This is a genomic window from Corynebacterium sp. HMSC036E10, from assembly GCF_001836265.1.
Classification (GTDB): domain Bacteria; phylum Actinomycetota; class Actinomycetes; order Mycobacteriales; family Mycobacteriaceae; genus Corynebacterium; species Corynebacterium coyleae.
Genome location: NZ_KV827992.1, coordinates 160260 through 183103, shown reverse-complemented (window position 1 = coordinate 183103; position 22844 = coordinate 160260). Strand labels below are relative to the sequence as shown.

At 61.3% G+C, this 22844-nt stretch carries 22 protein-coding genes and 1 tRNA gene; 7 read left to right on the top strand and 16 right to left on the bottom strand.

Features of this window, described 5'->3' with window-relative positions; translation table 11 throughout:
* Positions 1-4: 4 nt before the first annotated feature.
* The 10 genes from HMPREF2736_RS10180 to rho form a co-directional block, all read right to left on the bottom strand.
* Positions 5-838, bottom strand: coding sequence for a F0F1 ATP synthase subunit delta (locus tag HMPREF2736_RS10180; protein ID WP_070421845.1), 834 nt, complete (start codon positions 836-838; stop codon positions 5-7).
* A gap of 5 nt (positions 839-843) precedes the next feature.
* On the bottom strand, positions 844-1416 hold the full coding sequence (locus tag HMPREF2736_RS10175) for a F0F1 ATP synthase subunit B (RefSeq protein ID WP_070829575.1): 573 nt from the start codon (positions 1414-1416) through the stop codon (positions 844-846).
* Between the two features lie 46 nt (positions 1417-1462).
* Positions 1463-1708: an ATP synthase F0 subunit C gene (locus HMPREF2736_RS10170; RefSeq protein WP_042406503.1), complete on the bottom strand. Its 246-nt coding sequence runs from the start codon at positions 1706-1708 to the stop codon at positions 1463-1465.
* A 100-nt stretch (positions 1709-1808) separates the two neighbouring features.
* Positions 1809-2603: a F0F1 ATP synthase subunit A gene (gene atpB, locus HMPREF2736_RS10165; RefSeq protein ID WP_070421843.1), complete on the bottom strand. Its 795-nt coding sequence runs from the start codon at positions 2601-2603 to the stop codon at positions 1809-1811.
* A 356-nt stretch (positions 2604-2959) separates the two neighbouring features.
* Complete coding sequence (locus HMPREF2736_RS10160; protein WP_070452216.1) at positions 2960-3391, bottom strand: Cg1360 family ATP-synthase-associated protein; 432 nt, start codon at positions 3389-3391, stop codon at positions 2960-2962.
* Positions 3392-3397: 6 nt separating this feature from the next.
* Positions 3398-4591, bottom strand: a complete 1194-nt coding sequence (locus HMPREF2736_RS10155; RefSeq protein WP_070615292.1) for an MraY family glycosyltransferase — start codon at positions 4589-4591, stop codon at positions 3398-3400.
* 18 nt (positions 4592-4609) lie between these two features.
* On the bottom strand, positions 4610-5266 hold the full coding sequence (locus HMPREF2736_RS10150; RefSeq protein ID WP_070829573.1) for an L-threonylcarbamoyladenylate synthase: 657 nt from the start codon (positions 5264-5266) through the stop codon (positions 4610-4612).
* 23 nt (positions 5267-5289) lie between these two features.
* Positions 5290-6153, bottom strand: coding sequence for a peptide chain release factor N(5)-glutamine methyltransferase (prmC, locus tag HMPREF2736_RS10145; RefSeq protein ID WP_070829571.1), 864 nt, complete (start codon positions 6151-6153; stop codon positions 5290-5292).
* Complete coding sequence (gene prfA, locus HMPREF2736_RS10140) at positions 6140-7219, bottom strand: peptide chain release factor 1 (RefSeq protein ID WP_070569885.1); 1080 nt, start codon at positions 7217-7219, stop codon at positions 6140-6142. The genes prmC and prfA overlap by 14 nt, the downstream gene beginning before the upstream one ends.
* Positions 7219-9036, bottom strand: a complete 1818-nt coding sequence (gene rho / locus HMPREF2736_RS10135) for a transcription termination factor Rho (RefSeq protein ID WP_070829602.1) — start codon at positions 9034-9036, stop codon at positions 7219-7221. Before rho ends, prfA begins: the two co-directional genes overlap by 1 nt.
* 320 nt (positions 9037-9356) lie before the next feature.
* On the opposite strand from rho, the gene HMPREF2736_RS10130 reads away from it, so the two are divergent.
* Positions 9357-11087, top strand: a complete 1731-nt coding sequence (locus tag HMPREF2736_RS10130) for a long-chain fatty-acid--CoA ligase (protein ID WP_070829600.1) — start codon at positions 9357-9359, stop codon at positions 11085-11087.
* A gap of 228 nt (positions 11088-11315) precedes the next feature.
* On the opposite strand, the gene thrB is transcribed toward HMPREF2736_RS10130, so the two are convergent.
* The 4 genes from thrB to argS form a co-directional block, all read right to left on the bottom strand.
* Complete coding sequence (gene thrB, locus HMPREF2736_RS10125; RefSeq protein ID WP_070829568.1) at positions 11316-12245, bottom strand: homoserine kinase; 930 nt, start codon at positions 12243-12245, stop codon at positions 11316-11318.
* A gap of 14 nt (positions 12246-12259) precedes the next feature.
* Positions 12260-13612, bottom strand: a complete 1353-nt coding sequence (locus HMPREF2736_RS10120; RefSeq protein WP_070829566.1) for a homoserine dehydrogenase — start codon at positions 13610-13612, stop codon at positions 12260-12262.
* An 83-nt stretch (positions 13613-13695) separates the two neighbouring features.
* Positions 13696-15060 carry a diaminopimelate decarboxylase gene (lysA, locus tag HMPREF2736_RS10115; RefSeq protein ID WP_070829565.1) on the bottom strand — a complete coding sequence of 455 codons (1365 nt, stop codon included), beginning with the start codon at positions 15058-15060 and terminating at the stop codon, positions 13696-13698.
* The gene (gene argS / locus HMPREF2736_RS10110) at positions 15060-16721 is read right to left on the bottom strand and encodes an arginine--tRNA ligase (RefSeq protein WP_070421834.1); all 1662 of its coding nucleotides are present in this window, start codon (positions 16719-16721) and stop codon (positions 15060-15062) included. Before argS ends, lysA begins: the two co-directional genes overlap by 1 nt.
* 205 nt (positions 16722-16926) lie before the next feature.
* Here argS and HMPREF2736_RS10105 point away from each other — a divergent pair, with 205 nt between their 5' ends.
* The 5 genes from HMPREF2736_RS10105 (at position 16927) to HMPREF2736_RS10085 (ending at position 22029) form a co-directional block, all read left to right on the top strand.
* Positions 16927-18609 (top strand): L-lactate permease, encoded by a 1683-nt coding sequence (locus HMPREF2736_RS10105; protein ID WP_070829562.1) that lies wholly within the window; start codon positions 16927-16929, stop codon positions 18607-18609.
* An 88-nt stretch (positions 18610-18697) separates the two neighbouring features.
* Positions 18698-19483: a (Fe-S)-binding protein gene (locus HMPREF2736_RS10100; RefSeq protein ID WP_070421832.1), complete on the top strand. Its 786-nt coding sequence runs from the start codon at positions 18698-18700 to the stop codon at positions 19481-19483.
* A complete protein-coding gene (locus HMPREF2736_RS10095; RefSeq protein WP_210399463.1) occupies positions 19480-21030 on the top strand; it encodes a LutB/LldF family L-lactate oxidation iron-sulfur protein in 1551 nt (516 codons plus the stop codon). The genes HMPREF2736_RS10100 and HMPREF2736_RS10095 overlap by 4 nt, the downstream gene beginning before the upstream one ends.
* A complete protein-coding gene (locus tag HMPREF2736_RS10090) occupies positions 21031-21711 on the top strand; it encodes a LutC/YkgG family protein (protein WP_070829560.1) in 681 nt (226 codons plus the stop codon).
* Positions 21712-21952: 241 nt separating this feature from the next.
* A tRNA-Arg gene (locus tag HMPREF2736_RS10085) sits at positions 21953-22029 on the top strand.
* Position 22030: 1 nt separating this feature from the next.
* Here the strand turns inward: HMPREF2736_RS10085 and HMPREF2736_RS10080 are convergent.
* Positions 22031-22222 (bottom strand): hypothetical protein, encoded by a 192-nt coding sequence (locus HMPREF2736_RS10080; RefSeq protein ID WP_070829559.1) that lies wholly within the window; start codon positions 22220-22222, stop codon positions 22031-22033.
* Positions 22212-22370: a hypothetical protein gene (locus tag HMPREF2736_RS12265; protein WP_168167635.1), complete on the bottom strand. Its 159-nt coding sequence runs from the start codon at positions 22368-22370 to the stop codon at positions 22212-22214. Before HMPREF2736_RS12265 ends, HMPREF2736_RS10080 begins: the two co-directional genes overlap by 11 nt.
* 269 nt (positions 22371-22639) lie before the next feature.
* Here HMPREF2736_RS12265 and HMPREF2736_RS10075 point away from each other — a divergent pair.
* Positions 22640-22844, top strand: a 205-nt coding sequence (locus HMPREF2736_RS10075) for a transposase (protein ID WP_210399462.1), incomplete at its 3' end; no start/stop codon positions are given.

Sequence of the window (22844 nt, the reverse complement as noted above, 5' to 3'; positions counted from 1 at the left end):
TTAATTATTTAGCCGCCTGGGCTGCCATATCGGTACGGAGACGCTCGATCTTGCCGCGCGTCGAACCGTCGATGACTTCATCGCCCACGCGAACCACCATTCCGCCGAGGAGGCTGGGGTCAACCTCAGAGTGGATGGCGATCTCGCGGCCGTAAATCTGCTCCAGCTTGCGGGCCAGTGCGTCACGCTGAGTGTCGTTCAACGCCTCAGCGGTCTTCACACGTGCAACCGACTTGCCGCGCATCTCTGCAACGTTCTCCGCCAGTGCGGCGAGATCGTCGACAGGATTGTGGTGCGGCCGGCCGATGACCTGCAAGGCCAGGGCCTCGGTGAACATTGTCACCTTGCCGTAAATCACGCTAGCTAGCAGTCCGCGCTTCTGCGCAGCGGTTGCGGTGCGGTCGGACAGGAGCTGGGTGAGCTCCTTTTCGTCCTCAAGGAGGATCGACAGTTGGTAGAGCTCGTTTTCGACCTGCTCCAACTGGCCCTGTTCCTGTGCACCCTTCTGCAGTGCGAAACGGCCCAGGTTGATCAGACCTGCGCGGAATTCGCGCGGGGTCGACCACTCCTGCTCCGCTGCTGCGGTGAGGATGTTCAGGGTGGGCTCCGCCACCTTGCCGCCGAAAACGTCCTTGACAATGCCGGCGCGCTGGCCTGCTTCAAGCGACGTGTCGGCGATTGCCACGCGCAGGGCACGTTCGGTGTCGAGCTGGTCCACGATGAGGAACAGTTCGGTACCGATCTGTGCTGCGGTGGCGACTGCGTTGTCGGCGCTGCCGATCAGCGATTCGAGCTGACCGGTGACGTGCGACTGTGCTTCGCGACTAGCTGCCTTCATCTCGCCTACTTTCTCGTCGAGACGTGATCGAGCTCGGAGAGGAACTCATCGATCGTGTTCGAGCGACGGGTCGTGTCCGACAGCTCGGTGCCCAGCAGACGCTCTGCCAGCGAGATGGAGTTCTGGCCCATCTCGTTGCGCAGTTCTGCGACAACCTGGTCGCGAGCTGCTTGCAGTTGCTTTTCGCCAGCCTCGATGATGCGGCGGGCTTCCTCCTCGGCACGGGCACGGGACTCTGCCTCGATTTCCTTGCCGCGGGCACGCGCTGCCTCACGGATCTCGGCGGCCTCATGGCGCGCCTCCGCAAGCTCAGCGTTGTTCTTCTCCAGGGCAGCCTTGGCTTCCTTTTGGGCGACTTCAGCACGCTCAATGCCGCCCTTGATTCGGTCTTCGCGCTCTGCCAGCACTTCCTGGAACTTCGGAATAACGTACTTCCAGAAAAGCAGGCCGATAATGATGAAAACGACAAGAGACCAAACCACGTCGTACGCGGCCGGGAAGAGAATGGATGGTTCATTCTCGAGCGGCAGCTTCTCGGAGCCTTCTGCGGCTACGAGGAATGCAGTGACGTTAGTCATTGGTTGCTCCTGATCTAAAAATGGACGGGGTTACTCGTTCTTGTTTTTAGAACAGGAAGCCGGCAACGAGGCCGATCAGGGCAAGTGCCTCAACGAAGGCGATACCCAGGAACATGGTGGTACGGAGCTGGCCAGCCATCTCCGGCTGACGTGCCATGCCCTCGACGGTCTTGCCGACGAGGATGCCGATGCCGAGGCCCGGGCCGATGGTTGCAAGGCCGTAGCCGATGGTGCCGAGACCCTCGTAGCGGTTCACGGTCTCCGCTGCCTGAGCAAGAATGATGTCGTTCATGTGAAAGTCGTTCCCTTTCTAGGTGCCTCCCCGCAGGCCGCGGGAAAGCGTGTGACAGATGTTGGGGGTTATTCAGTTGGCCGTGTGTGGTCGCGCTTTGTTAGTGCGCATCCGCGTGCAGCGACAGCTCGATGTACACCGCAGTCAGCAGGGCGAAGATGTACGCCTGCAGGAAGATGATGATCAACTCGTATGCGGTGAACAGCAGCGCTGCAATCAGGGTCAGGCCACTCACTGTCGTCCATGCGTTCAACTGCCAGAAGAAGAAGTTCGTGGCGGAGTACAGCAGGACAAGAATGATGTGGCCAGCCAGGAAGTTCGCCATAAGACGAAGCGCCAGGGTGACCGGACGCAGAATGAACGTCGAGAAGAACTCGATCGGCACCACGAGAATGTGGAGCGCCGGCGGAAGGCCGGGGATGACGGTCGAGTGCTTGAAGTACGCAGCGCCGTAACGCTTGACGCCGGCGTAAATCATTGCAATGTAGGCCGCAACTGCCAGCACGACCGGCATGCCGATACGCGCGTTAGGCGAGATGTTGAGGCCTGGGATGATCGTCGCCGCGTTCATGAACAGAATGGAGAAGAAGATTGTGCACAGCAGCGGCAGGAACCGCTTGCCGTCCTTCTTGCCCAAGGTGTCTTCCGCGATGTGGATGCGGACGAAGTCGACGCCGATCTCGGCGAAATTCTGCAGGCCTTTCGGAACCAGCTTCGGGTTCCTAAAGGCGATAACAAAGAGGAGCACCAGGATCGCCGCAATTAGGAGGCGGACGAGCATGATGCGGTCCAGTGCGAACCACCCATTGGCAAATTCCTCACCAATGATATGGCCGTACGTTTGCCCCGGGAAAAATTCTGGACCAAGCGCAGGTGCGTGAAACTCACCCTTCATGGCCAAAGTTGTAACGCTCAGCGTTCTCTCCCGTTCTCGGGCCGCTCCCCGGTTCCCCGGAGGGCGGTGCGATGGACGTCTTCATCAGGCTGCCTCCGCGGCGGACTCCGTCGCACATCTGCTTCCGCGGGGCAGGGGATGTCGTTCCCCGGCCGGTTTCGCCTGCACATCAGGGGTAACGCCAGCCTGGAACAAACCCAGCGGATATCCTAACAGGACATCAGGAGAATGTGCGTTTTACCTGTGCCATTGTCCCCCCACCAAGGTGACTTTTAAGGGTTTTTACCCCTAATCACCCAGCTTGCACGGCTTTCTAGCGGATTGTTAGGTCTGTCACAGGGTCCCCACACTCTGTGTTAGTTGAGGTACGTGGTGCGTGTGGTGAGCACACCCCAGGCTTCGGCGGCGAGTGCAACGACGAGTGCTGCGATCGTCGTCACGCCAAATGCTCGATGGTCGTAGAAGTCGAATCCACGGATCCACAGCAGGAAGATTGCGAGCAGCCCCATCTTGAGCAGCCACCCGCCGAGGACAACTGCCATGGTGGTGTTTGGGGATGAGTTTGAGGTTGCGAGGACAGACACCGTGGTTGCGAGTACGAACGCACCGCCGACGGCGACTCCCATCAGCGTGGCCCAGATGCCGGGCAATTCGCGGGTCGCGCCCCATGCCATGAGCGAGACGACGGTAAGCACGACGAGTGCCCATCCCGCGACCTTCAGTGCGCGGATGAGCGGCTGACGATGATCACTGACCTGGGACGTGTCATTGACTTCGAGCGGTTCCATGCTGGGTCATCCTACAGACTGAGCAGGGTTGCTTTTCGACGACGCCACCGCACCGTCCCCACCACGCCGCGGACCAATCTTGCCTTCCGCAAGCGGAACCAGAGTGAGCACGAAAGCAAAAACAAGCGCGACAACGGTGAAGATCACTGCAATTCGCACCGGCACGACGGAAAAACTGACCGCGCCGAAGGCAACTGCGGAGACCCACAGGTACAGCACCAGAACAGTACGGCGGTGCGTATGCCCAAGGCGGAGCAAACGGTGATGGATATGGCCTGCGTCTGCCTGGAACGGGCTTTGGCCGCGGGCCGTTCGTCGCACAACGGCCCAAATCAGGTCGAGGACCGGCAGGGCAATCGCGGCGAGCACGACGATGATCGGGCTAATGAGTGCTACCAGGTCTGCGGCCCCGTAGAGCGACATGTTGATCTTGCCCGATGCGGAGATCGACGCTGCGGCAAGCAGCAGCCCAATGAGCATGGCACCGGAGTCCCCCATGAAGATGCGCGCCGGTTCGAAGTTGTGGGGCAAAAAGCCCGCGCAGATACCGACGAGCAACGTGCAGATAATCGCCGGCGGGTACGCGGAGACCGCCCCGCCCTGGTCATGGAGAACTGACAGCGAATAGACGAGGATCGCCATCCCGGCGATCATGCCCAGCCCCGCGGCGAGGCCGTCGATGCCGTCAACGAAATTCACTGCGTTGATCAGCAGCACAGTAAACAGCGCACTCAAGACCATGCCCTGGACTTCGTCCAAAATCAGGGTGGTGCCCTCCCCGATTGGTACGTAAAACACCGTAAAGGCAATCCCCAAGATGGACATGATGATCGCAGCAGCGAATTGCCCGATGAGTTTGGGTAACGCGCCGAGCTCGTAGAGGTCGTCAACAATTCCGACAGCAACGACGGCGGCACCGCCGACGAGCACTGCAGTCATCTCTGGGGTGACTGGAGCGAACCCGCGGGTCAGTGCGGGCAGTTGCTGCGCGAGAACAAACGCGCCAGCGAACCCTGTAAACATGGCCAGTCCACCGAGCGACGGCGTTGGCTGGGTGTGAACGTCGCGCTGGCGGATCTCCGCGACGCGTCCTGTGCGCACGAGAGCTGAACGCACCACACCTGTGGCCAGGTACGTGATCGCAGCCGCGACGAGTAGCACGAGTGCGAGCTCGCGAAGCGGCACACCAGCTCCGGACATCCCCTGAAAACTCCCCCGCTACTTTCGACGCAACGACTCTGGGTCAAGCCCTAAGATTTCACCAATGCGCTCGACCGGGATCGCGCCTTCGCGCAAAATCACCGGCTGAGGCTTCGAAATATCAATGATGGTCGAAGGAGTGCCAACCTCGGCCTCTCCCCCGTCGAGGTACACGCCAATCGCATCGCCAAACTGCGCCTTGGCCTCTGCTGCGGCCTGTGCCGGCGGGTTGCCGGAGATGTTGGCAGACGACACCGCCATCGGTCCGGTTTCTTGCAACAGTTCAAGTGCGAGCGGTTGGTTCGGCATGCGTAGCAGCACGGTGCCACGTGTATCGCCAAGGTTCCACGGCAGACTCGGTGCCTCAGGCACGACGATGGACAACCCACCGGGCCAGAACGCCTCCACGAGTGTCTTCGCGGTGTCGGAAAACTCCCGCACGAGCCCCTGGATGGTCGACCAGCTGCCCACGAGCACCGGCACAGGCATGTCGGGGCCACGGCGCTTGGTAGCCAACAGCGTGGCTACGGCGTCGTTGTTGAAGGCGTCGCAGCCGATTCCGTAGACGGTGTCTGTCGGCAGGACGACGCAACGGCCGGCTCGCACAGCGTCCGCGGCCGCGCGCACCGCGTCGTCGCGAACCTGCGGATCAAGGCAGTTATAGATCGCGGACATAGTGCTCCTTCATGTTCTGAAAGTTACCGGGCTAGCTTACTCGCCGTGACAAACCGGGCTCGGCCGGTCAGGTCCTCGACCACACTCGGCGGGCCGAATGCGCCGTGGTCGCGCACCACATCTTGTACGGCCTCCGACGTGGAATCATCATGCTCAATGCCGAGGTGCCCTCCCGGACGCAGCAGCCGTGCGGCGACCGGAACGAGCCCTCGAATTGCATGCATCCCGTCCGCGCCGGAGAACACCGCCTCATGAGGGTCGGCGTAGACCTCCACGTCTAAGTCACCGGTTTCTGGCACGTACGGCGGGTTGGTGACGACGAGGTCGACGGCACCGTCGAGTTCCCGAAGCAACTCCGGATCGGTCATATCCCCTGGGACAATGCGTATCGACGACGCGTAGTCCCCCACATTTCGCTCCAAGTACGTCCGCGCCTGAGGCGAACGCTCGACCGCGATCACCTGTGCGCGCGGGCACGCCCGGGCGATCGTGATGGCCAACGCACCCGAGCCGGAGCCTAAGTCCACGACGGTTGGGGATTCGGGCGAGGTGGTGTCGTCGCTAAGCAAATGCACCGCCCACTGAGCGAGCACTTCCGTTTCTGGCCGCGGGATAAATACCCCGGGCCCGACGGCGAGGTCGATGTCAACAAACGGTGCTGTGCCGATGATGTGCTGCAACGGCTCGCGAGCCGCGCGTCGGGCAATGAGTTTGGCGTAGGCCTCGTCGAAGTCCGTAGGCGCGTCGGCGAACATGAGCTGCATCGGCGGCACCCCGATCAAGTGCGCGGCGAGCAGGCGTGCGTCGACTTCAGGCGACGCAACGCCCGCGCCAGCAAGGGTCTGCGCGGCGCGGGCGATGGTGTCGCGGAGGCTATTCGGCTTCAAGGCGCTCCTGGCGCTCGTGCGTCTGCAGCGCCGTGATCAGATCGTCCATGTTGCCGTCGAGCACCGAGTCAAGGTTGTTGGCCTTGTAGTTAATGCGGTGATCCGAAATACGGTTCTCCGGCCAGTTGTAGGTGCGGATGCGCTCCGAGCGGTCCATCGTGCGCACCTGCGATGCGCGGCCCTCGGCCTCTTCGGCTTCCTGCTTCTCGCGCTCAATCTGGTCGAGACGAGCCTGCAGCACCTGCATCGCACGAGCACGGTTCTGGATCTGAGAACGCTCGTTCTGACAGGTCACGACGATGCCAGTCGGCAGGTGCGTGATACGCACGGCAGAGTCGGTGGTGTTCACGCCCTGGCCGCCCTTGCCCGAGGAGCGGTAGACATCGACGCGAAGGTCCTTCTCGTCGATGTTGACGCTTTCAACCTCGTCTGGCTCCGGGAAGACGTATACGCCTGCGGCCGAGGTCTGGATGCGGCCCTGCGATTCCGTCACCGGAACGCGCTGCACACGGTGCACGCCACCTTCAAACTTCAGCATCGACCACGCACCGTCACGCGACGGGGTCTTCGCCTTCACCGCGACGGTCATGTCCTTCACACCACCCAGATCAGACTCGGCAACGTCGAGGACCTCCCAGGTCAGGCCGTGCTTTTCGCAGTACTTCTGGTACATGCGAGCCAAATCGCCAGCGAACAGCGCGGCCTCTTCACCGCCTGCGCCTGCTTTGAGCTCCATGATGATGTCATCACCATCGTGCTCGTCGCGCGGCGCCAGCAGGTCAGCCAACTCCTCCTCGAGGCGCACAATCTCGTCCTCTAAGCGCTTGGCCTCCTCCGCGAACTCCTTGTCCTCGGAAGCCATTTCGGATGCCGCCTCGTGGTCATCGCGCGCCTGGTTCAGGGCGTTATTGACGTTGATGATCGGCTGCAGCTCCGCGTAGCGCTTGGAGAGCTTACGGAAGCGGTCCTGGTCACCAGCGACCTCCGGATCGCCCATTTGGGCCTGGATGCCTTCGTATTCGGCGACGTAGTCGTCGACAAGCGAAACATGCGATTTTTCTGCCATTAGGAGTAGTCCTCCTCAGTTTCGGCCTGCGCCATTGGTGCCGAGTTCGCCACACCAATGAGGAACTCGCCGTTCGTCTTGGTCTTCTTCAACTGCTTGATCAGCATGTCAATGGACTGCTGCGGATCAAGCGCAGACAGGATGCGGCGCAGCTTGTGCATGACGCGCGCCTCCTCCGGGCTCATCAGCAGCTCGTCCTTGCGGGTGCCGGACGGGTTGACGTCCACAGCCGGGAACACGCGACGCTCCGCGATCTTGCGGTCGAGCTTGAGCTCGGCGTTGCCGGTGCCCTTGAACTCCTCGAAGATGACGGTATCGCCAGCGGAACCGGTTTCCACCATGGCCGTTGCGATAATCGTCAGCGAGCCACCCTCCTCGATGTTTCGGGCAGCGCCGAGGAAACGCTTCGGCGGGTAGAGGGCGTTGGAGTCCACACCACCGGAGAGAATGCGACCCGATGCCGGCGAGGAGTTGTTGTATGCGCGACCCAAGCGAGTAATCGAGTCGAGCAGCACCACAACGTCTTGGCCCATCTCCACCAGACGCTTCGCACGCTCGATAGCAAGCTCGGCGACAGCAGTGTGCTCTGACGGCGGACGGTCGAACGTCGAGGCAATGACCTCGCCGTTGACGCTGCGCTGCATGTCGGTAACTTCCTCCGGGCGCTCATCGACGAGCACGACCATGAGGTAGCACTCCGGGTTATTCGTGGCGATCGCGTTGGCAATATTCTGCAGGATCGTCGTCTTACCAGCCTTCGGCGGAGACACGATCAGTGCGCGCTGACCCTTACCAATCGGCATGACCAGGTCGATCACGCGCGTGGTCAGGATCTTCGGCTCAGTTTCCAAACGCAGACGACGGTTCGGGTACAGCGGGGTGAGCTTGTGGAACTCCTTGCGTCCCTTCGCATCCTCCGGAGTCTGGCCGTTGATCGTGTCGACGCGAACAACCTGGTTGTAGCTACGACGGTTACGGCCGTTGCCCTGCTGGTGCGACTGCCCGTTGGCGCGAACCTGACCGGTTACCGCGTCGCCGGATCGCAGACCCGCCTGACGGACCAGGCGCTGTGGCACGTACACGTCCGAATTGGACTGACGGTAGCCGGTGGTGCGGATGAACGCGGAGCCGTTGTCCTGCACATCCGCGATACCTGCAACCTCCTGCAGGTCCTCCGGGTCGAAGTGCTGTTCGTTGCCGCCACCTTGGTTGTTGTTGCCGCCGTGATTGTCACGGTTGCGATTACGGTTACGACGACCGCGACGCCCACGACGACCGCCACCCTGGTGGTCGTCATCGTTATCGTCGCGGTGGTTGTTGCGGCCGCCACGGTTGTTGCCGTTGTTACGGCCACCGCGGTCGTTATTGTCACGGTTGTCACGGTTGTCACGGTTATCGCGATTGTCGCGGTTCTCGTCGCGGTTATCCGTGGTCTCGGATTTCTCGGACTGCCCGTCCTTGCCGTCCTTCGCGTCGCTCGCGTCGCCACCCTGCGCATTGTCCTCATGCTGGTGACGCGCACGGTTTCGACGAGCACGGCGCGCTGCGGAACGCGAAGCTCCCCGCGAATCGTCGTCATGAGAATTGTCGGTCGCCTTGTCAGCGTTTTCTGCAGGCTTGTCGGTCTTGTCGGCCTTGCGCTCTGCACGCTCGGAAGCAGCTGGCGCCTCCGCGTTATCGGCCTCCACCTTTTGCGGTGCAGCCTTCTTGGGAACCTGGCCGGTAGTAATTGCCTGGATCAACTCCCCCTTACGCAGCCCCGAAACGCCCTTCAGGCCTTTCTCGGCGGCAATTTTGCGCAGCTCCGGAATCTTCATAGCGGCCAAGTCTGCCGCGGTACCGGTGTCGGTCACGTGTGTCCTTTCGTCGCTCAACCAGCAGGTTCTCGCGTAGTTAACACGCGACGGTGCATGCTGGAAGCGGTGCGTTTCATCGGGATTGGACTGAAGTAAAACTTTGTAGCCCTGCCGGATCTCACGGGGTGCGGGAGCAAAAATCGCCGCTGTGCCCGCCATCGCATCCCCACCTGGGACAACCCCTGCCGGGTGCGGTTCGCACGATCCTGCGCAAAGTGTAGCGCATTTGCGTCCGCGGTTTAATCCGGGGCGTGTCGCATTGCTTCGCTAACATTGCCAACATGCTTTCAACGATGCAGGAAGTGCCCTTTTCCGTCGCACGCATTCTCGAATACGGCAGGACTGCGCACGCGACAACGAAGTGCACCACATGGCGCACTGATGGCGCGGAAGAAACGACGTTCGCCGAAATCGGCGCCCGCGCTTCGGCCTTCGCCCACGCCCTGCATGATGACCTCGGCATTGATAGCGATCAACGCGTCGCCACCATGCTGTACAACTGCTCTGAGCACCTCGAGGTGATGTTCGCTGTCGCCGCCAAGGGCGCTGTGTTTACGCCGCTAAATATCCAGTTGATGACGGACCAGATTGCCTACGTTGCCAACCACTCTGAGGCTGAACTGATCGTTGCCGATCCGCGTCTTGCGGAGAAGTTAGGCAACGTTGTGGAGCTTTGCCCCAAGGTTCGCGCGGTGGCATTTACAGGTGCCGAACCGATTACAGACGCCGCGGCGTATCTGCCAGAGCATGTCGCTGTGTACAGCTACGAGGAGCTTCTCGACGGCCGCTCGACAAAGTACGACTGGCCCGAACTCCCGGAGAACACCGCCGCTGCCTTGGTCTATTCAACAGCAACGACCGGCGCACCGAAGGGCGTCGCCTACTCCCACCGCGCGTTGTGGCTAGAAGCGACCGGCCTTCGCGCAACGGACTCACTGGCGGTCACGCACGGTGAGACGTTTTTGTGCTGCATCCCGATCTATCACGTGCTCAGTTGGGGCGTACCGTTCGCCGCATTTCTCGCGGGAACTCCCCTGGTTCTGCCCGATTCGGACGTGTCTGCCCCGACACTGGCAAAACTCATCGCCAGCACGCACCCGCGCGTGGCACACGGCGTGCCCACCTTGTGGATCCAGCTAATGGTCCACTACCTGCACAATCGCCCAGAGCGAATGAGTCTGCAGGAGATCTTCGTCGGCGGTTCCCCTGCCCCACCGGCGCTGATCAAGGTGTGGGAGGAACGCTACGGCGTGGATATCGTCCACTGCTGGGGCATGACGGAAACCACCACGGTCGGCACAGTGGCGCGTCCGCCATCGGGCGCTTCTGGTGAGGCGCGCTGGTCCTACCGCATTTCCCAGGGACGCTTTGCCCCGTCACTGGAATACCGCGTGGTCAACGATGGCCAAGTCATGGCGTTTAACGACTTGACCCAGGGTGAGATTCAGGTCCGTGGCAATATGGTCGCCGCAGGCTACTACCACTCACCCACGCAAGAACCGGGCGAGATCGCTTCCACCTTCCGGGGCGAAGAAGTTGATGACGTGCGCGCACACTTCACTGCCGACGGCTGGCTGCGTACCGGCGACGTAGGCACAGTCACCAACGCCGGGTTTATGACGCTCTACGACCGTGCCCGCGACGTCATTCGCTCCGGCGGCGAGTGGATCTACTCCGCACAGGTGGAAAACCTCATTATGGAGTCTGAGGAAGTCGTCGAATGCGCAGTCATCGGCATCCCGGACCCCAAGTGGGGTGAGCGACCGCTGGCGGTGACCAAGCTTCTCTCGGGCATTGAGCCGACAAAGGAGACTGCCGCACGACTCCGCGAGTCGCTCGCAGACACGTTGCCGAAGTGGATGGCGCCTGAGTATTGGACGTTTGTGGAATCAATCGACAAAACGTCCGTAGGCAAGTTTGACAAGAAGGACCTGCGCAAGCACCTGCAGCGCGAGGAGTTCGACATCATCGCCTTGCCCGGACCAGGCAGCCGGCCGAAGGCGACGTCGTAAAGCAATGTGCTCTTACGCCCGGGTCTCTTGCGCCCTGTTGCGACTAAGCAGAACAACCACTCCACCAATCACTGCAAGCAACAACACACTCGCACAGGCTGATCCGTGCTCCCCGGGACTTACACGGTTTCTACCTGATGCACGAGGCGTTTCGCTCCCGTCATAATGCCGCACAAAAACGATGCCCCGGGGTACGCATGTGCACCCCGGGGCATCAAAGCATTTGCGCTAGTCGCGCAGCAGTTCTGCGGTCACCGGTCCTGCGACGTCGAGTTCGATGACGCGGAGGCCGGCGGCGCGGGCGTCGTCGAGAAGCGCAGGCTCAATGGGCTCAGTGATGAGTACGAGTGCGGTCGGACCTGCGCCAGACAGGTATGCCGCGTAGCCGCGGTTGCGCAGGCGGTTGACCCACTCCGCAGTCACCGGAAGGACGTCGGCGCGGTACGGCTGGTGCAGACGGTCGCGGGTGCCCTCGAACAACAGGTTCGGGTGGTGCTGCAGCGCAGCCGTCATCACAGCGGTGCGCGAGACGTTGAACCGCGCATCGGTGTGGGTGACGTGGCTCGGCAGGACCTTGCGCACCGCATTGGTGGATGCGTGGAAGTCCGGGACGAGGGCTACGGCCTTGATGGACTCGTCGACAGGAATGCGCACGGCACGGTAGGACGGCTTCGAGCGCCCATCGACCGGAATGTCGGTCCAGGACACCACTGCCCCGCCGAGCACGGATGCACCCGCGTTATCCGGGTGGCCCTCAAACTCGGACGAGAGCTGCACGACGGTGTCCTCATCCAGCGGCGAGCCTGCGAGCGTATTCGCAGCGACGACACCTGCGGCTGCCGCGGCAGCAGACGAGCCCAGGCCGCGCGACTGCGGGATCTGGTTGTGGCACACCACGCGCAGACCCGGCGCCCGCACATCCGCGGCAATCAGGCCAGAGTTGATCGCTTTGACGATCAGGTTCGAGCTATCGCGCGGCAGATCGTCGGCTCCCTCGCCGAAGATCTCCACTTCGAGGCCAGACTCGATGACTTCTACCTCGAGCGTGTCGTAGATGCTCAGCGCCAGGCCGAGGGTGTCGAAGCCGGGACCAAGGTTCGCGGACGAACCTGGCACCTTCACTCGTGCTTTCAGGCCTACTTCAAGATCGGTTGCCATGACGGAGTGCTCCTTTAAGCGTCGAGGCGGATGACGGAGTTGACGGCCTTCACATCATCGTGGCCGGTGAGCTCTTCGACGATGCCGTTCAGGGCAGCTTCACGTGCGCCGTGCGTGACGACGATCAGGTGTGCCTCGTCGCCAGACTCCTCCTGACGGACCGCGGAAAGCGACACCCCTGCCTTAGCAAAGCGAGCCGTGAGGTCTGCGAGCACGCCGACGCGGTCGTTGACGGTCATGTTGATGTGGTAGCGCGTGGTCACATCGTCAAACGCCACAATCGGGTAGTCCGCGTACGGGTTCTCCGCTGGCGCGCGGCCACCGTGGACCTTGTTACGGGCTGCACCGACAAGATCGCCCAACACTGCGGAAGCGGTTGGGGCACCGCCGGCGCCGTTGCCGTAGAACATCAGGCGGCCGGCTGCTTCTGCCTCGACGAAGATGGCGTTGTAGCTCTTGTCCACCGTTGCCAGCGGGTGCTCGTTCGGCACCAGCGTCGGGTGCACACGCGCGTTAATGCCGGTGGTGTTGCCGTTTTCGTCCAAGAGACGCTCACAGATGGCCAGCAGCTTAATCGTCTGGTTGGACTTCTTCGCTGCCGCGATGTCGTCTGCGGTGATCTTGGTGATGCCCTCGCAGTGGACGTCGTCGAACGTCACACGGGTGTGGAAGCCCATGGACGCAAGGATCGCTGCCTTGGAGGCCGCGTCGTGGCCTTCGACGTCCGCAGTCGGGTCAGCCTCGGCGTAGCCCAAACGGGTTGCCTCAGCCAGCGCCTCCTCGTAGCTCGCGCCGGTGGAAGCCATCGCGTCCAGGATGAAGTTCGTGGTGCCGTTAACAATGCCGGAGATGCGCTGCACCTGGTCGCCCGCGAGCGAACGGCGCAGCATGCCGACCACGGGGATCGCGGCAGCGACGGCTGCTTCGTAGTACAGGTCGACGCCGGCTGCGTTCGCCGCGTCTGCTAACTCGGAGCCGTGTGCCGCGACAAGTGCCTTATTCGCAGTTACGACAGACTTGCCGGCGTTGAGAGCCTCAAGCACCAGCTTGCGTGGATAATCAATACCGCCGATGAGCTCAACGACAATGTCTACGTCGTCGCGTGTGACCAGTTCGCTCGCATCCGCAGTCAAGTAAAGTCCCTGGACTTCAGGCGCGTTCTTGTGCTTGTCCACGTCGGAGACAGCCACGCCACGGACCTCGATCGGGCCACCGATGCGATTTTCCAAGTTCGAAGAGAATTCGCTGAGCAGGCGCAGCACTTCCGTGCCCACGGTGCCCTTACCCAACACGGCAATACCCACCGGGGTGCCGATGCCCTTGCCGGGGTAGTTTCCGTTGATGCCTTCAGCGCTGGCAACTGTCATGGTCAGGATGCTCCTTTTCGTTGCTGCAAAGTACAGGTTTGAACCGCTTGGTCTACTATCGCTTAAGCAAGCACTCAGGTCAATTAATATTCGCGGGCCAACAGGTCTTCCACAGTCTCGCGGCGCACCATCGGGGTGATCTGTCCGCCGCGCACGGACACGACAGCCGGACGTCCAAACGCGTTGTAATTCGAAGCCATGGAGTAGCAGTACGCGCCAGTCGCAGCCAACGCAATGAGATCGCCGGAGGAAATATCATTCGGCCACTTCGCATTCTCTACGAGAATGTCGCCGGACTCACAGTGCGAACCAACCAGGCGGGTATCGGTGTTGTCACCGTCGACGAAGCGGTTGACCACGCGGGCGTCGTAAAGCGCCCCGTAGAGCGCAGGGCGAATGTTGTCGCTCATGCCACCATCGACCGCGATGTAGCGACGAGATGTAGTGAACGAAGTATCGACGTCCTTAATCACACCCGCGGTGTACACCGTCACCGCAGAAGGACCAGCAATCGCACGTCCCGGCTCCACAACCACAGTCGGCGCGGCGATGCCGAGCTCGTCAGCGACATCCTGCACGGACGCAAGCAGGTCGCGCGCAACAGCCGCGACGTCGAGCGGCTGCTCCCCTGACATATAAGCAATGCCGTAGCCGCCGCCCAGATCAAGGTAGCCAAGCGCGACACCGCAGGTCTTCCACACTTCTGCGTACAGACCGAGCACGCGCTCTGCAGCCAGTTTGAAGCCTTCAGCGTCGAAGACCTGGGAGCCGACGTGGCAGTGCAGGCCGGTCAACTGCAGCGAATCTGAGTCAATTGCTGCCACGGCCGCAGCAAGTGCGTCGCCAGTGGCCAGGGAAATGCCGAACTTCTGGTCTTCGTGGCTCGTCGCAATGAACTCGTGCGTGTGCGCATCCACGCCGGGCTTCACTCGGATGAACACATCTTGGATGACACCGGCCTCGCGGGCGACAGCTTCCAGTTGCGCTAACTCCTGGTGAGAGTCGATGACCACATGCCCCACGCGCGAATCCACGCATAGGCGCAGAAACTCGTCGGACTTGTTGTTGCCGTGAACAGTGATGCGTTCCGGCGGGAAATCGGCTGCAAGTGCGATGCGGAGCTCGTTTTCACTCGCCACATCGAGGGCAAGACCTTCCTCATCCACCCAATGTGCAATGTGTCGGGTCAAAAAGGCCTTCGACGCGTAGTGCACATTTTCCGGCGCACGGAATGCTTCCGCCATGTCGCGGCAGCGAGAGCGGAAATCGTCCTCATCCACGACGACAACCGGGCTGCCGTATTCGGTGACGATCTCAGGCAGTGGCACACCAGCGATGGTCACTACCCCGTCTTCTTCACGCTTGGCGTTTCGCGGCCAAACGTGTGTGGGCAGTTCGTTGAAGTCGCCCTCGTCGGTGCTGTACGGGGTGGATACGAAAACAGTCATTACATCCGCTCCGGGGCGCTCACGCCGATCAGGCCCAGCGCGTTTGCAATCACCTGGCGTGTCGCCATCGCAAGTGCGAGACGTGCCGTGTGGATCGGCTCCGGCGCCTCGCCGGCCTTCGGCAGGATCTGGCAGGAGTCGTAGAACTTGTGGAAGGCGCTGGCCAACTCTTCGGTGTAGCGGGCAATGCGGTGCGGCTCGCGCAGCTCCGCGGCGGCGCGCACGACTGCAGGGAACTCACCGATCGTGCGGATCAGGTCACCTTCCTTCTCGTGGGTCAGCAGGCCCAAGTCGATGTCCGCGACGTCGGGCAGCGTCACGCCGGCTTCCTTGGCCTTACGCTCAATCGAGCACAGGCGCGCGTGGCCGTACTGGACGTAGTAGACGGGGTTGTCGGAGGACTGCTTCGTCCACAGATCTAGGTCGATATCCAGCGAGGAGTCCACAGAGGAGCGCACCAGCGAGTAGCGCGCGCCATCCACGCCAATGGCGTCGACAAGATCCTCAAGCGTGATCACGGTGCCTGCACGCTTGGACATCTTCACCGCCTGGCCGTCGCGCACGAGGTTGACCATCTGGCCGATGAGCACTTCGACGGCGTCCGCGTTGTAGCCCAGCGCCTGCGCCGCAGCCTTCAGACGTGCGATGTAGCCGTGGTGGTCCGCACCCAACATATAAATGGCAAGCGTGTGGTCGCGGTCGAACTTGTCCGCAACGTAGGCGATGTCGCCGGCGATGTATGCCGCGTCGCCGTCGGACTTGATCACCACACGATCCTTGTCGTCGCCAAAGTCAGAGGAGCGCAGCCACCACGCGTTGTCAGCCTCATACAGGTTGCCGTTTTCCTTCAGGGTGGCAATCGCCTTATCCACCGCACCCGATTCGAACAGCGAGTTCTCGTGGAAGTACACGTCGAAGTCCACGCCGAAATCGTGCAGCGACTGCTTAATCTGCGCGAACATCATCTCCACGCCAGCAGCGCGGAAGGTCTCCTGCACTTCAGCATCAGTGCCTTCGAGAGCATTGGGCTGCTTTTCGACGACCGCCTGAGCGATCTCGCGAATATAATCGCCCCCGTAACCATCCTCCGGGGTTGGATCCCCCTTGGCAGCAGCAACCAACGAACGCGCGAAGCGGTCGATCTGGCCACCGTGGTCGTTGAAGTAGTACTCGCGGGTCACCTTCGCGCCCGAAGCCTCAAGCACGCGGCCCAGCGAGTCACCCACCGCAGCCCAGCGGGTACCGCCGAGGTGAATCGGGCCGGTCGGGTTCGCCGAGACGAATTCCAGGTTCACCTTCTCGCCGGCGTAGATGTCGGAGTTGCCAAACGCGGCACCCTCCTCGAGCACCTTGGCTACCAGCTGGCCCTGGGCGTCTGCGGCGAGGCGCAGGTTAATAAAGCCGGGCCCTGCGATCTCAGCGGCGGCGATGGCCGGGTCCTCTGCCAAGACCTCTGCAAGCCAGCCTGCGAGTTCGCGCGGGTTCGTGCCCGCCTTCTTCGCCACTTGCAGTGCAATGTTGGTGGCGTAGTCGCCGTGCTCCGGATTTCGCGGGCGCTCCACAGTCACGGTGTCGGGGACAACAGAGGCGTCGAGATCATGGTCTGCAAGCACGCGCTCTGCGGCGGCTTTTACGGTGGTGGCAAGTTCTGCTGGCGTCATGGGCATGCAGTGTAATTGAGGGCTTTGACACGGGCGCATACGGATGGTCGTCGATACGCAAAGTGCGCTAATTCACATCCCCCTTGAGGGGCAAATCTTTTCACTTCGCTGCCTTGTTTGGCATATTTAGCCCATCGGGTCTCGCACGCCGAGGCCACGGTCACCCGTTTCTTTTTCCGTTCCTGTCTCGAAAGAGCCCTGTTTTATGGACCAATTCCAAATCTTCACCGACGCAGTCGGTGGCAGCACTGGTCTGTCGGCATTGGTGTCTACCCTGCCGCTGTTGACCTTCTTCATCATGCTGCTCGGCGTGAAAGCTCGCGCTCACACCTCGGGTTTTGTTGCACTTATCGTTGCAATTCTCGTGGCCATCTTCGGCTTCCATATGCCGACCGCGTTTGCCATCTCTTCCGCGTTCCGCGGTGGCCTGTTCGGCCTGTTCCCCATCGTCTTCGTCATCCTGACGGCCATCTGGTTCTACCAGATCACGGTCGCTTCGGGTCGTTTCGAGGACCTTCGTCTTGTGTTCGACAAGATGGGCAACGGTGACGTTCGCATCCAGGCGATGCTCATCGCCTTCTGCTTCGGTGGCCTGCTTGAAGCCCTCGCCGGCTTCGGTGCCCCGGTTGCTATTACCGCGACGATGATTCTCACGCTCGGCATCCCGCCGCTGAAGGCCGCCACCGTGGTGCTCATTGCGAACACTGCGCCTGTGGCGTTCGGCGCCGTCGCTATTCCGATTACCACCGCAGGTGATGTGGGTGGTCGTACGCTGGAGCAGACCGAGAACATCGCCGCCATCGTCGGCCACCAGACCCCGGTTCTGGCGTTCTTCGTGCCGTTCATCATTGCGCTGCTTATCGACGGCTTCCGTGGCGTCAAGGAAACCGCCCCGGCCGCAGGTGTCATCGGTCTGGCTTTCGCTATCGCCCAGTGGTGGACCTCTAACCACTTCGCCTACCAGCTCACCGACGTCATTGCCTGCATCGTCGCACTTGGCGCTGCGTTCGTGCTGCTGCGTTTCTGGCAGCCGCGCGGTGTGGAAGCCATGCGCGAGCGCCTTGGCCTCGAGCCGTACGCTGACGAAAATGACGACACTGAAGTGCTCACCGGCAGCCGCGTCTGGATGGCACTCATGCCGTACGCAATCGTCGTTGTCGTGTTCGGCCTGGCAAACCTGGGCACCACGATTCCAACCTGGCTCAAGCAGTTCACGATCTCGTTCCCGTGGCCAGTCATCGATGGCCAGCTGCTCAACGCTGCAGGCGAGCCGGTTAACACCGACTACTCGTTTGCCTACATCAACAACCCGGGCTCGCTGATGGTCATTTCCGCCATCATCGTCTCTATCGCCTACATGGTGTTCAACGACAACGGCCGCTACAGCCTCACGTGGGGCCAGGTGGGCAAGGAATTCGTCGACACCGCATGGAAGATGCGCTGGTCCGCCGTCACCATCATGCTGGTGCTCGCACTGGCGTACGTGATGAACTACTCGGGTCAGACCGTGACCATTGGTGAGTTCTTCGCCAACCTCGGCCCGGCATTCGCGTTCTTCGCCCCGATGCTTGGCTGGGTCGGCGTGGCTGTGACTGGTTCTGACACCTCCGCGAACGCCCTGTTCGCCAACCTCCAGGTCACCGCCGCGAACAACCTTGGCCTCAACCCGGATCTCATGCTGGCTGCTAACACCACCGGTGGTGTTGTGGGCAAGATGATCTCCCCGCAGTCCCTCGCAATTGCCGCTACCGCGGTGAGCATGGAGGGCAAGGAATCCGAGATTTTCAAGAAGGTCGTGGGCTGGTCCTTCGGCTTCTTGCTCGCAGTGTGCGTGATAGTCTTTCTGCAGTCGAACGTTCTAGAGGTCCTTGCTCCGGTCGTTCCGTAACTGCCATCCTTTTACGGTGCTCCCGAGGTCCAAGTGACCTCGGGAGTTTCGTCGTTTTCCCTGAGATTTCCCATGATAGGAGCCCGAAATGCGAGTAGCTCTGTTTTCTACTTGTATCGGCGACGCCCTCTTCCCTGACGCGCATAAGGCCTCGGCCATTGTGCTTTCCCGTCTCGGCTACGAGGTTGTCTTCCCCGAGCAACAAACCTGCTGCGGCCAGATGCACGTCAACACTGGCTACAAAGAACAAGCTGTCCCAATCATTGAGACGTACGTCGATGCCTTTGCCGACTCGTCGATTGACTACGTTGTGGCTCCTTCGGGCTCCTGCGCGGGCGCTGTCCGCGAGCAGCACGTCGAGCTTGCGGAGCGTTTCGGCTCCAAGGCGCTTGTCGACGGCGCAAAGATCGCCTCGAAGAAGACCTACGATCTCTCCGAATTCATCGTTGATGTCGCCGGCACCTACGACGTGGGCGCATTCTTCCCGCACCGCGTGACCTACCACTCCTCTTGCCACTCCCTGCGCTTCCTTAAGGTCGGCGACCGTCCGACCGAGCTGCTGCGTCACGTTGAGGGCCTGGAGCTTGTGGATCTGCCGAACTCCGAGGAGTGCTGCGGTTTCGGCGGCACCTTCTCGGTGAAGATGCCTGAGGTGTCTTCCGCGATGGTGTCCGACAAGGTCCGCCACATCAAGGAGACCCAGGCTGAGTTTGTCACCGCTGGTGACTCCTCTTGTTTGATGAACATCGGTGGTGCGCTGTCCCGCCAGCACCAGGGCATCCGTGCGGTGCACATGGCTGAGATCCTCGCCTCCACCAAGGAGCACCCGCTGACCCCGACGTCTGCGGTGTACACGAAGGAGAAGATGCTGTGAAGGTTGCACTCGGACAGCCCACGATGCCGCCGTTTGCCAACGGCCCGGCTCACCTGCGCGGCAAGGAGAAGTTCCAGAAGGCTGCGCACCACGAACTTAACGACGTCACCAAGCGCCGTAACTACCAGTACGCCACCACGACCATTCGTGTGAAGCGTCAGAACGTTGTCGACGAGCTGGATGACTGGCAGCAGCTGCGCGAAGCAGGCTCCACCATTAAGCGCGACGTTGCGGCACGTATGCCCGAGCTGCTTGAGCAGTTCGAGGAGAACGTGACCAAGCGCGGTGGCCACGTCCACTGGGCTCGCGACTCCAAGGAAGCCAACGAGATCATCCAGGGCCTGATCAAGGAGACTGGTGAGGACAAGGTCGTCAAGATCAAGTCCATGGTAACCCAGGAAATCGCTCTGAACGACGAGCTGGAAAAGGCTGGCATCTTCGCTCAGGAGACCGACCTGGCTGAGCTCATTGTGCAGCTCGGCGAGGACTTCCCGTCCCACATTCTCGTCCCGGCGATCCACCGCAACCGTGCGGAGATCCGCGACATCTTCGCAGCGAAGATGCCGAACACAGATGAGACGCTGACCCAGGAACCTGCCGAACTCGCAGAGGCTGCACGTCAGTACCTGCGCCAGCAGTTCATGGAGGCAAAGGTTGCCATCTCCGGTGCCAACTTCGGTTGCGCCGACACCGGCACTGTCTCCATCGTCGAGTCCGAGGGCAACGGCCGTATGTGCCTGACCCTGCCGGAGACGCTTATCACCGTGATGGGCATTGAGAAGCTCCTGCCGAGCTTCGACGACCTGGGCGTGTTCCTGCAGCTGCTGCCGCGCTCCTCTACCGGTGAGCGCATGAACCCGTACACCTCCCTGTGGTCCGGTGTGACCGAGGGCGACGGCCCGCAGAACTTCCACATTGTTCTGTTGGACAACGGTCGTACCGCCGCAATGTCTAACGAGATCGGCCGCGAGGCACTCAAGTGCATCCGCTGCTCGGCTTGTTTGAACGTCTGCCCGGTCTACGAGCGTGCAGGTGGCCACTCCTACGGTTCCACCTACCCGGGCCCGATTGGTGCAATCCTGACCCCGCAGCTCACGGGCATCGATTCGTCTGATGACCCGAACGGTTCCCTGCCGTACGCGTCCTCGCTGTGCGGACGCTGCAACGAGGTTTGCCCGGTGAAGATCCCGATCACCGACATTCTGCTGGAGCTGCGCTACCAGAAGGCGAAGAACGAGCCGAACCGTATGGAGCAGGCTGCGTTCGCGTCGCTGGCTCAGGTGTGGGGCCGCAGCAACGTGTGGAACCGTCTGGTCCGCATGGTTGCGCTTGGTCGTGTGCTCGGCGGCTTTAACGGCAAGATCGAGACCATGCCGCCACCGATCTCCGGCTGGACTGGTTACCGCGATGTTGCGGTGCCGCCGAAGAAGTCCTTCCGCCAGTGGTGGGAGACGGACGAGGCGAAGCGTCTGCTGTCCGAGGCACGTGAGCAGGGCATTCCGAATGGCCAGAAGGTCAACACCGAGCCAATGGAGGAGGAGAAGTAAATGTCTACCGCAACTGGTAATGCTGCAGGCTCCCCCGCCCGCGATGCTCGCAACGAGGCGGCGAAGCGCGAGATTCTCAAGCGCATCCGCAACGCCCACAAGCTCTCTAACGTTCCGGAGCATGTCGAGGTTGTCCGCGAGTACCGCACCTCGTCCGACATCAAAGGCGAGGAGCTGCGCGAGATCCTCATCGACCGTCTTGTGGACTACAAGGCTGACGTTGTGGAAACCACCGAGCAGACGCTTCGCGACGACCTGCTGAAGGTGCTTGCAGACCGCAAGTGCAAGGACGTTGTCTACGCACCGGGCCTGGATGCCTCCCTGTTCGACGGTTTCTCCGGCACTGCCCGTCCGGATGACGTCACGTCGGATCCGCGCGCGCTGGGCGATGTGGACGCCGTGGTGACGGATTCTCACGTCACCTCCGCACAGACAGGCTCCATCGTGCTGGAGGCCGGCGACGTGTGCGGCCGCCGCGCACTGTCTCTGGTTCCGGACCGCCACATCTGCATCGTGCGTGCAGATTCCGTGGTCTACGGTGTGCCGGAGATGATCGCCCGTATCAACCCGGAGCACCCGGCCACGATGATTTCTGGCCCGTCCGCTACCTCCGACATCGAGCTCGTGCGTGTCGAGGGTGTGCACGGCCCGCGTGACCTCATCGTCATGGTCGTGAAGTAACACTCCCTCTTCCCCGGCGCCTTCGCCGGGGTGAGATACACGAAATGGCCGGTCCCTTTTGGGGCCGGCCATTTCGCTGTCATTGTTTCCCGTGTCACGCCGTTCCCGCGGCGCACAATCATTATGAAACACCGGTGTTGAGAAACCATGGCGTGTGGCTGAGAGTGTCCTGAGGGTTTCGTCGTGAAGCGCTGCACCAATTTCTTCTGCCCACACACGGGGTGCTAGTGTGATCGGCATTGTCTCCGTAGCTCAGTGGATTAGAGCATTGGTTTCCGGTACCAAAGGTCGCAGGTTCGAATCCTGTCGGGGACACCATCTAACCAGGGACATCTTCTCCCTGCCACGGGTGTGACGTATGCAGTTTCGCTACCTGAAACAGCGTGATCAGCGGATTGTCGCGAGATCCGACCAGCACCAAGAACTCAGGCGTGTTGTCACCATCGCGCCAAAAATCAATCTCGGCGCGCATCATCCCAGCAGATATGCTCGGATTCGGGTTAGCAATCATGAGCGTTCACCTTCCACTGATCAGGGATACGGAAGGTGCCGTCTTCGAGGTAGTGGTCCTTCCAATCCAAAATGACACGAGTCCATCGATCAGGGTTGGATTCTTGCCATGAATGGTCATGCTCGATCTCGGTGTGTGCATCGAGCAAGCATGCTGCTGCTTCCGTTACGTCATCTGCCAAAGTTTGCGAGAAATCTTCCGCGAACTCGACATCTGCCCATCGAATGAAAGGCAAGAGAAATTCTCACACGGTGGTTCCACCACAGTGCCATCCGGCAAGTACTCGTAACCGATGACGGTTGCGTCCCTTAGTGTGGTGTAACGCTTCCTGATGGTGGGCCCTGGAAAATGCAGGGGCGGCCACCGTAAGTCAACCTTTCGACTCAACTACCACATCTCACCGAAAGGCACATGACGATGACCGCTGCACCGCATTCTATCGACCCGGCAACCTATTTGGATGATCTGCTCGCCCAAGCGTCTCCGGATCTGATGCGCCAGATGCTGCAAGGGTTTATCAACCAGATCCTCTCCGCCCAAGCCGACACCGTCTGCGGCGCCGAATACGGTGTCGCCTCCACCGAACGCGTCAACCACCGCAACGGGTATCGCCACCGCGACC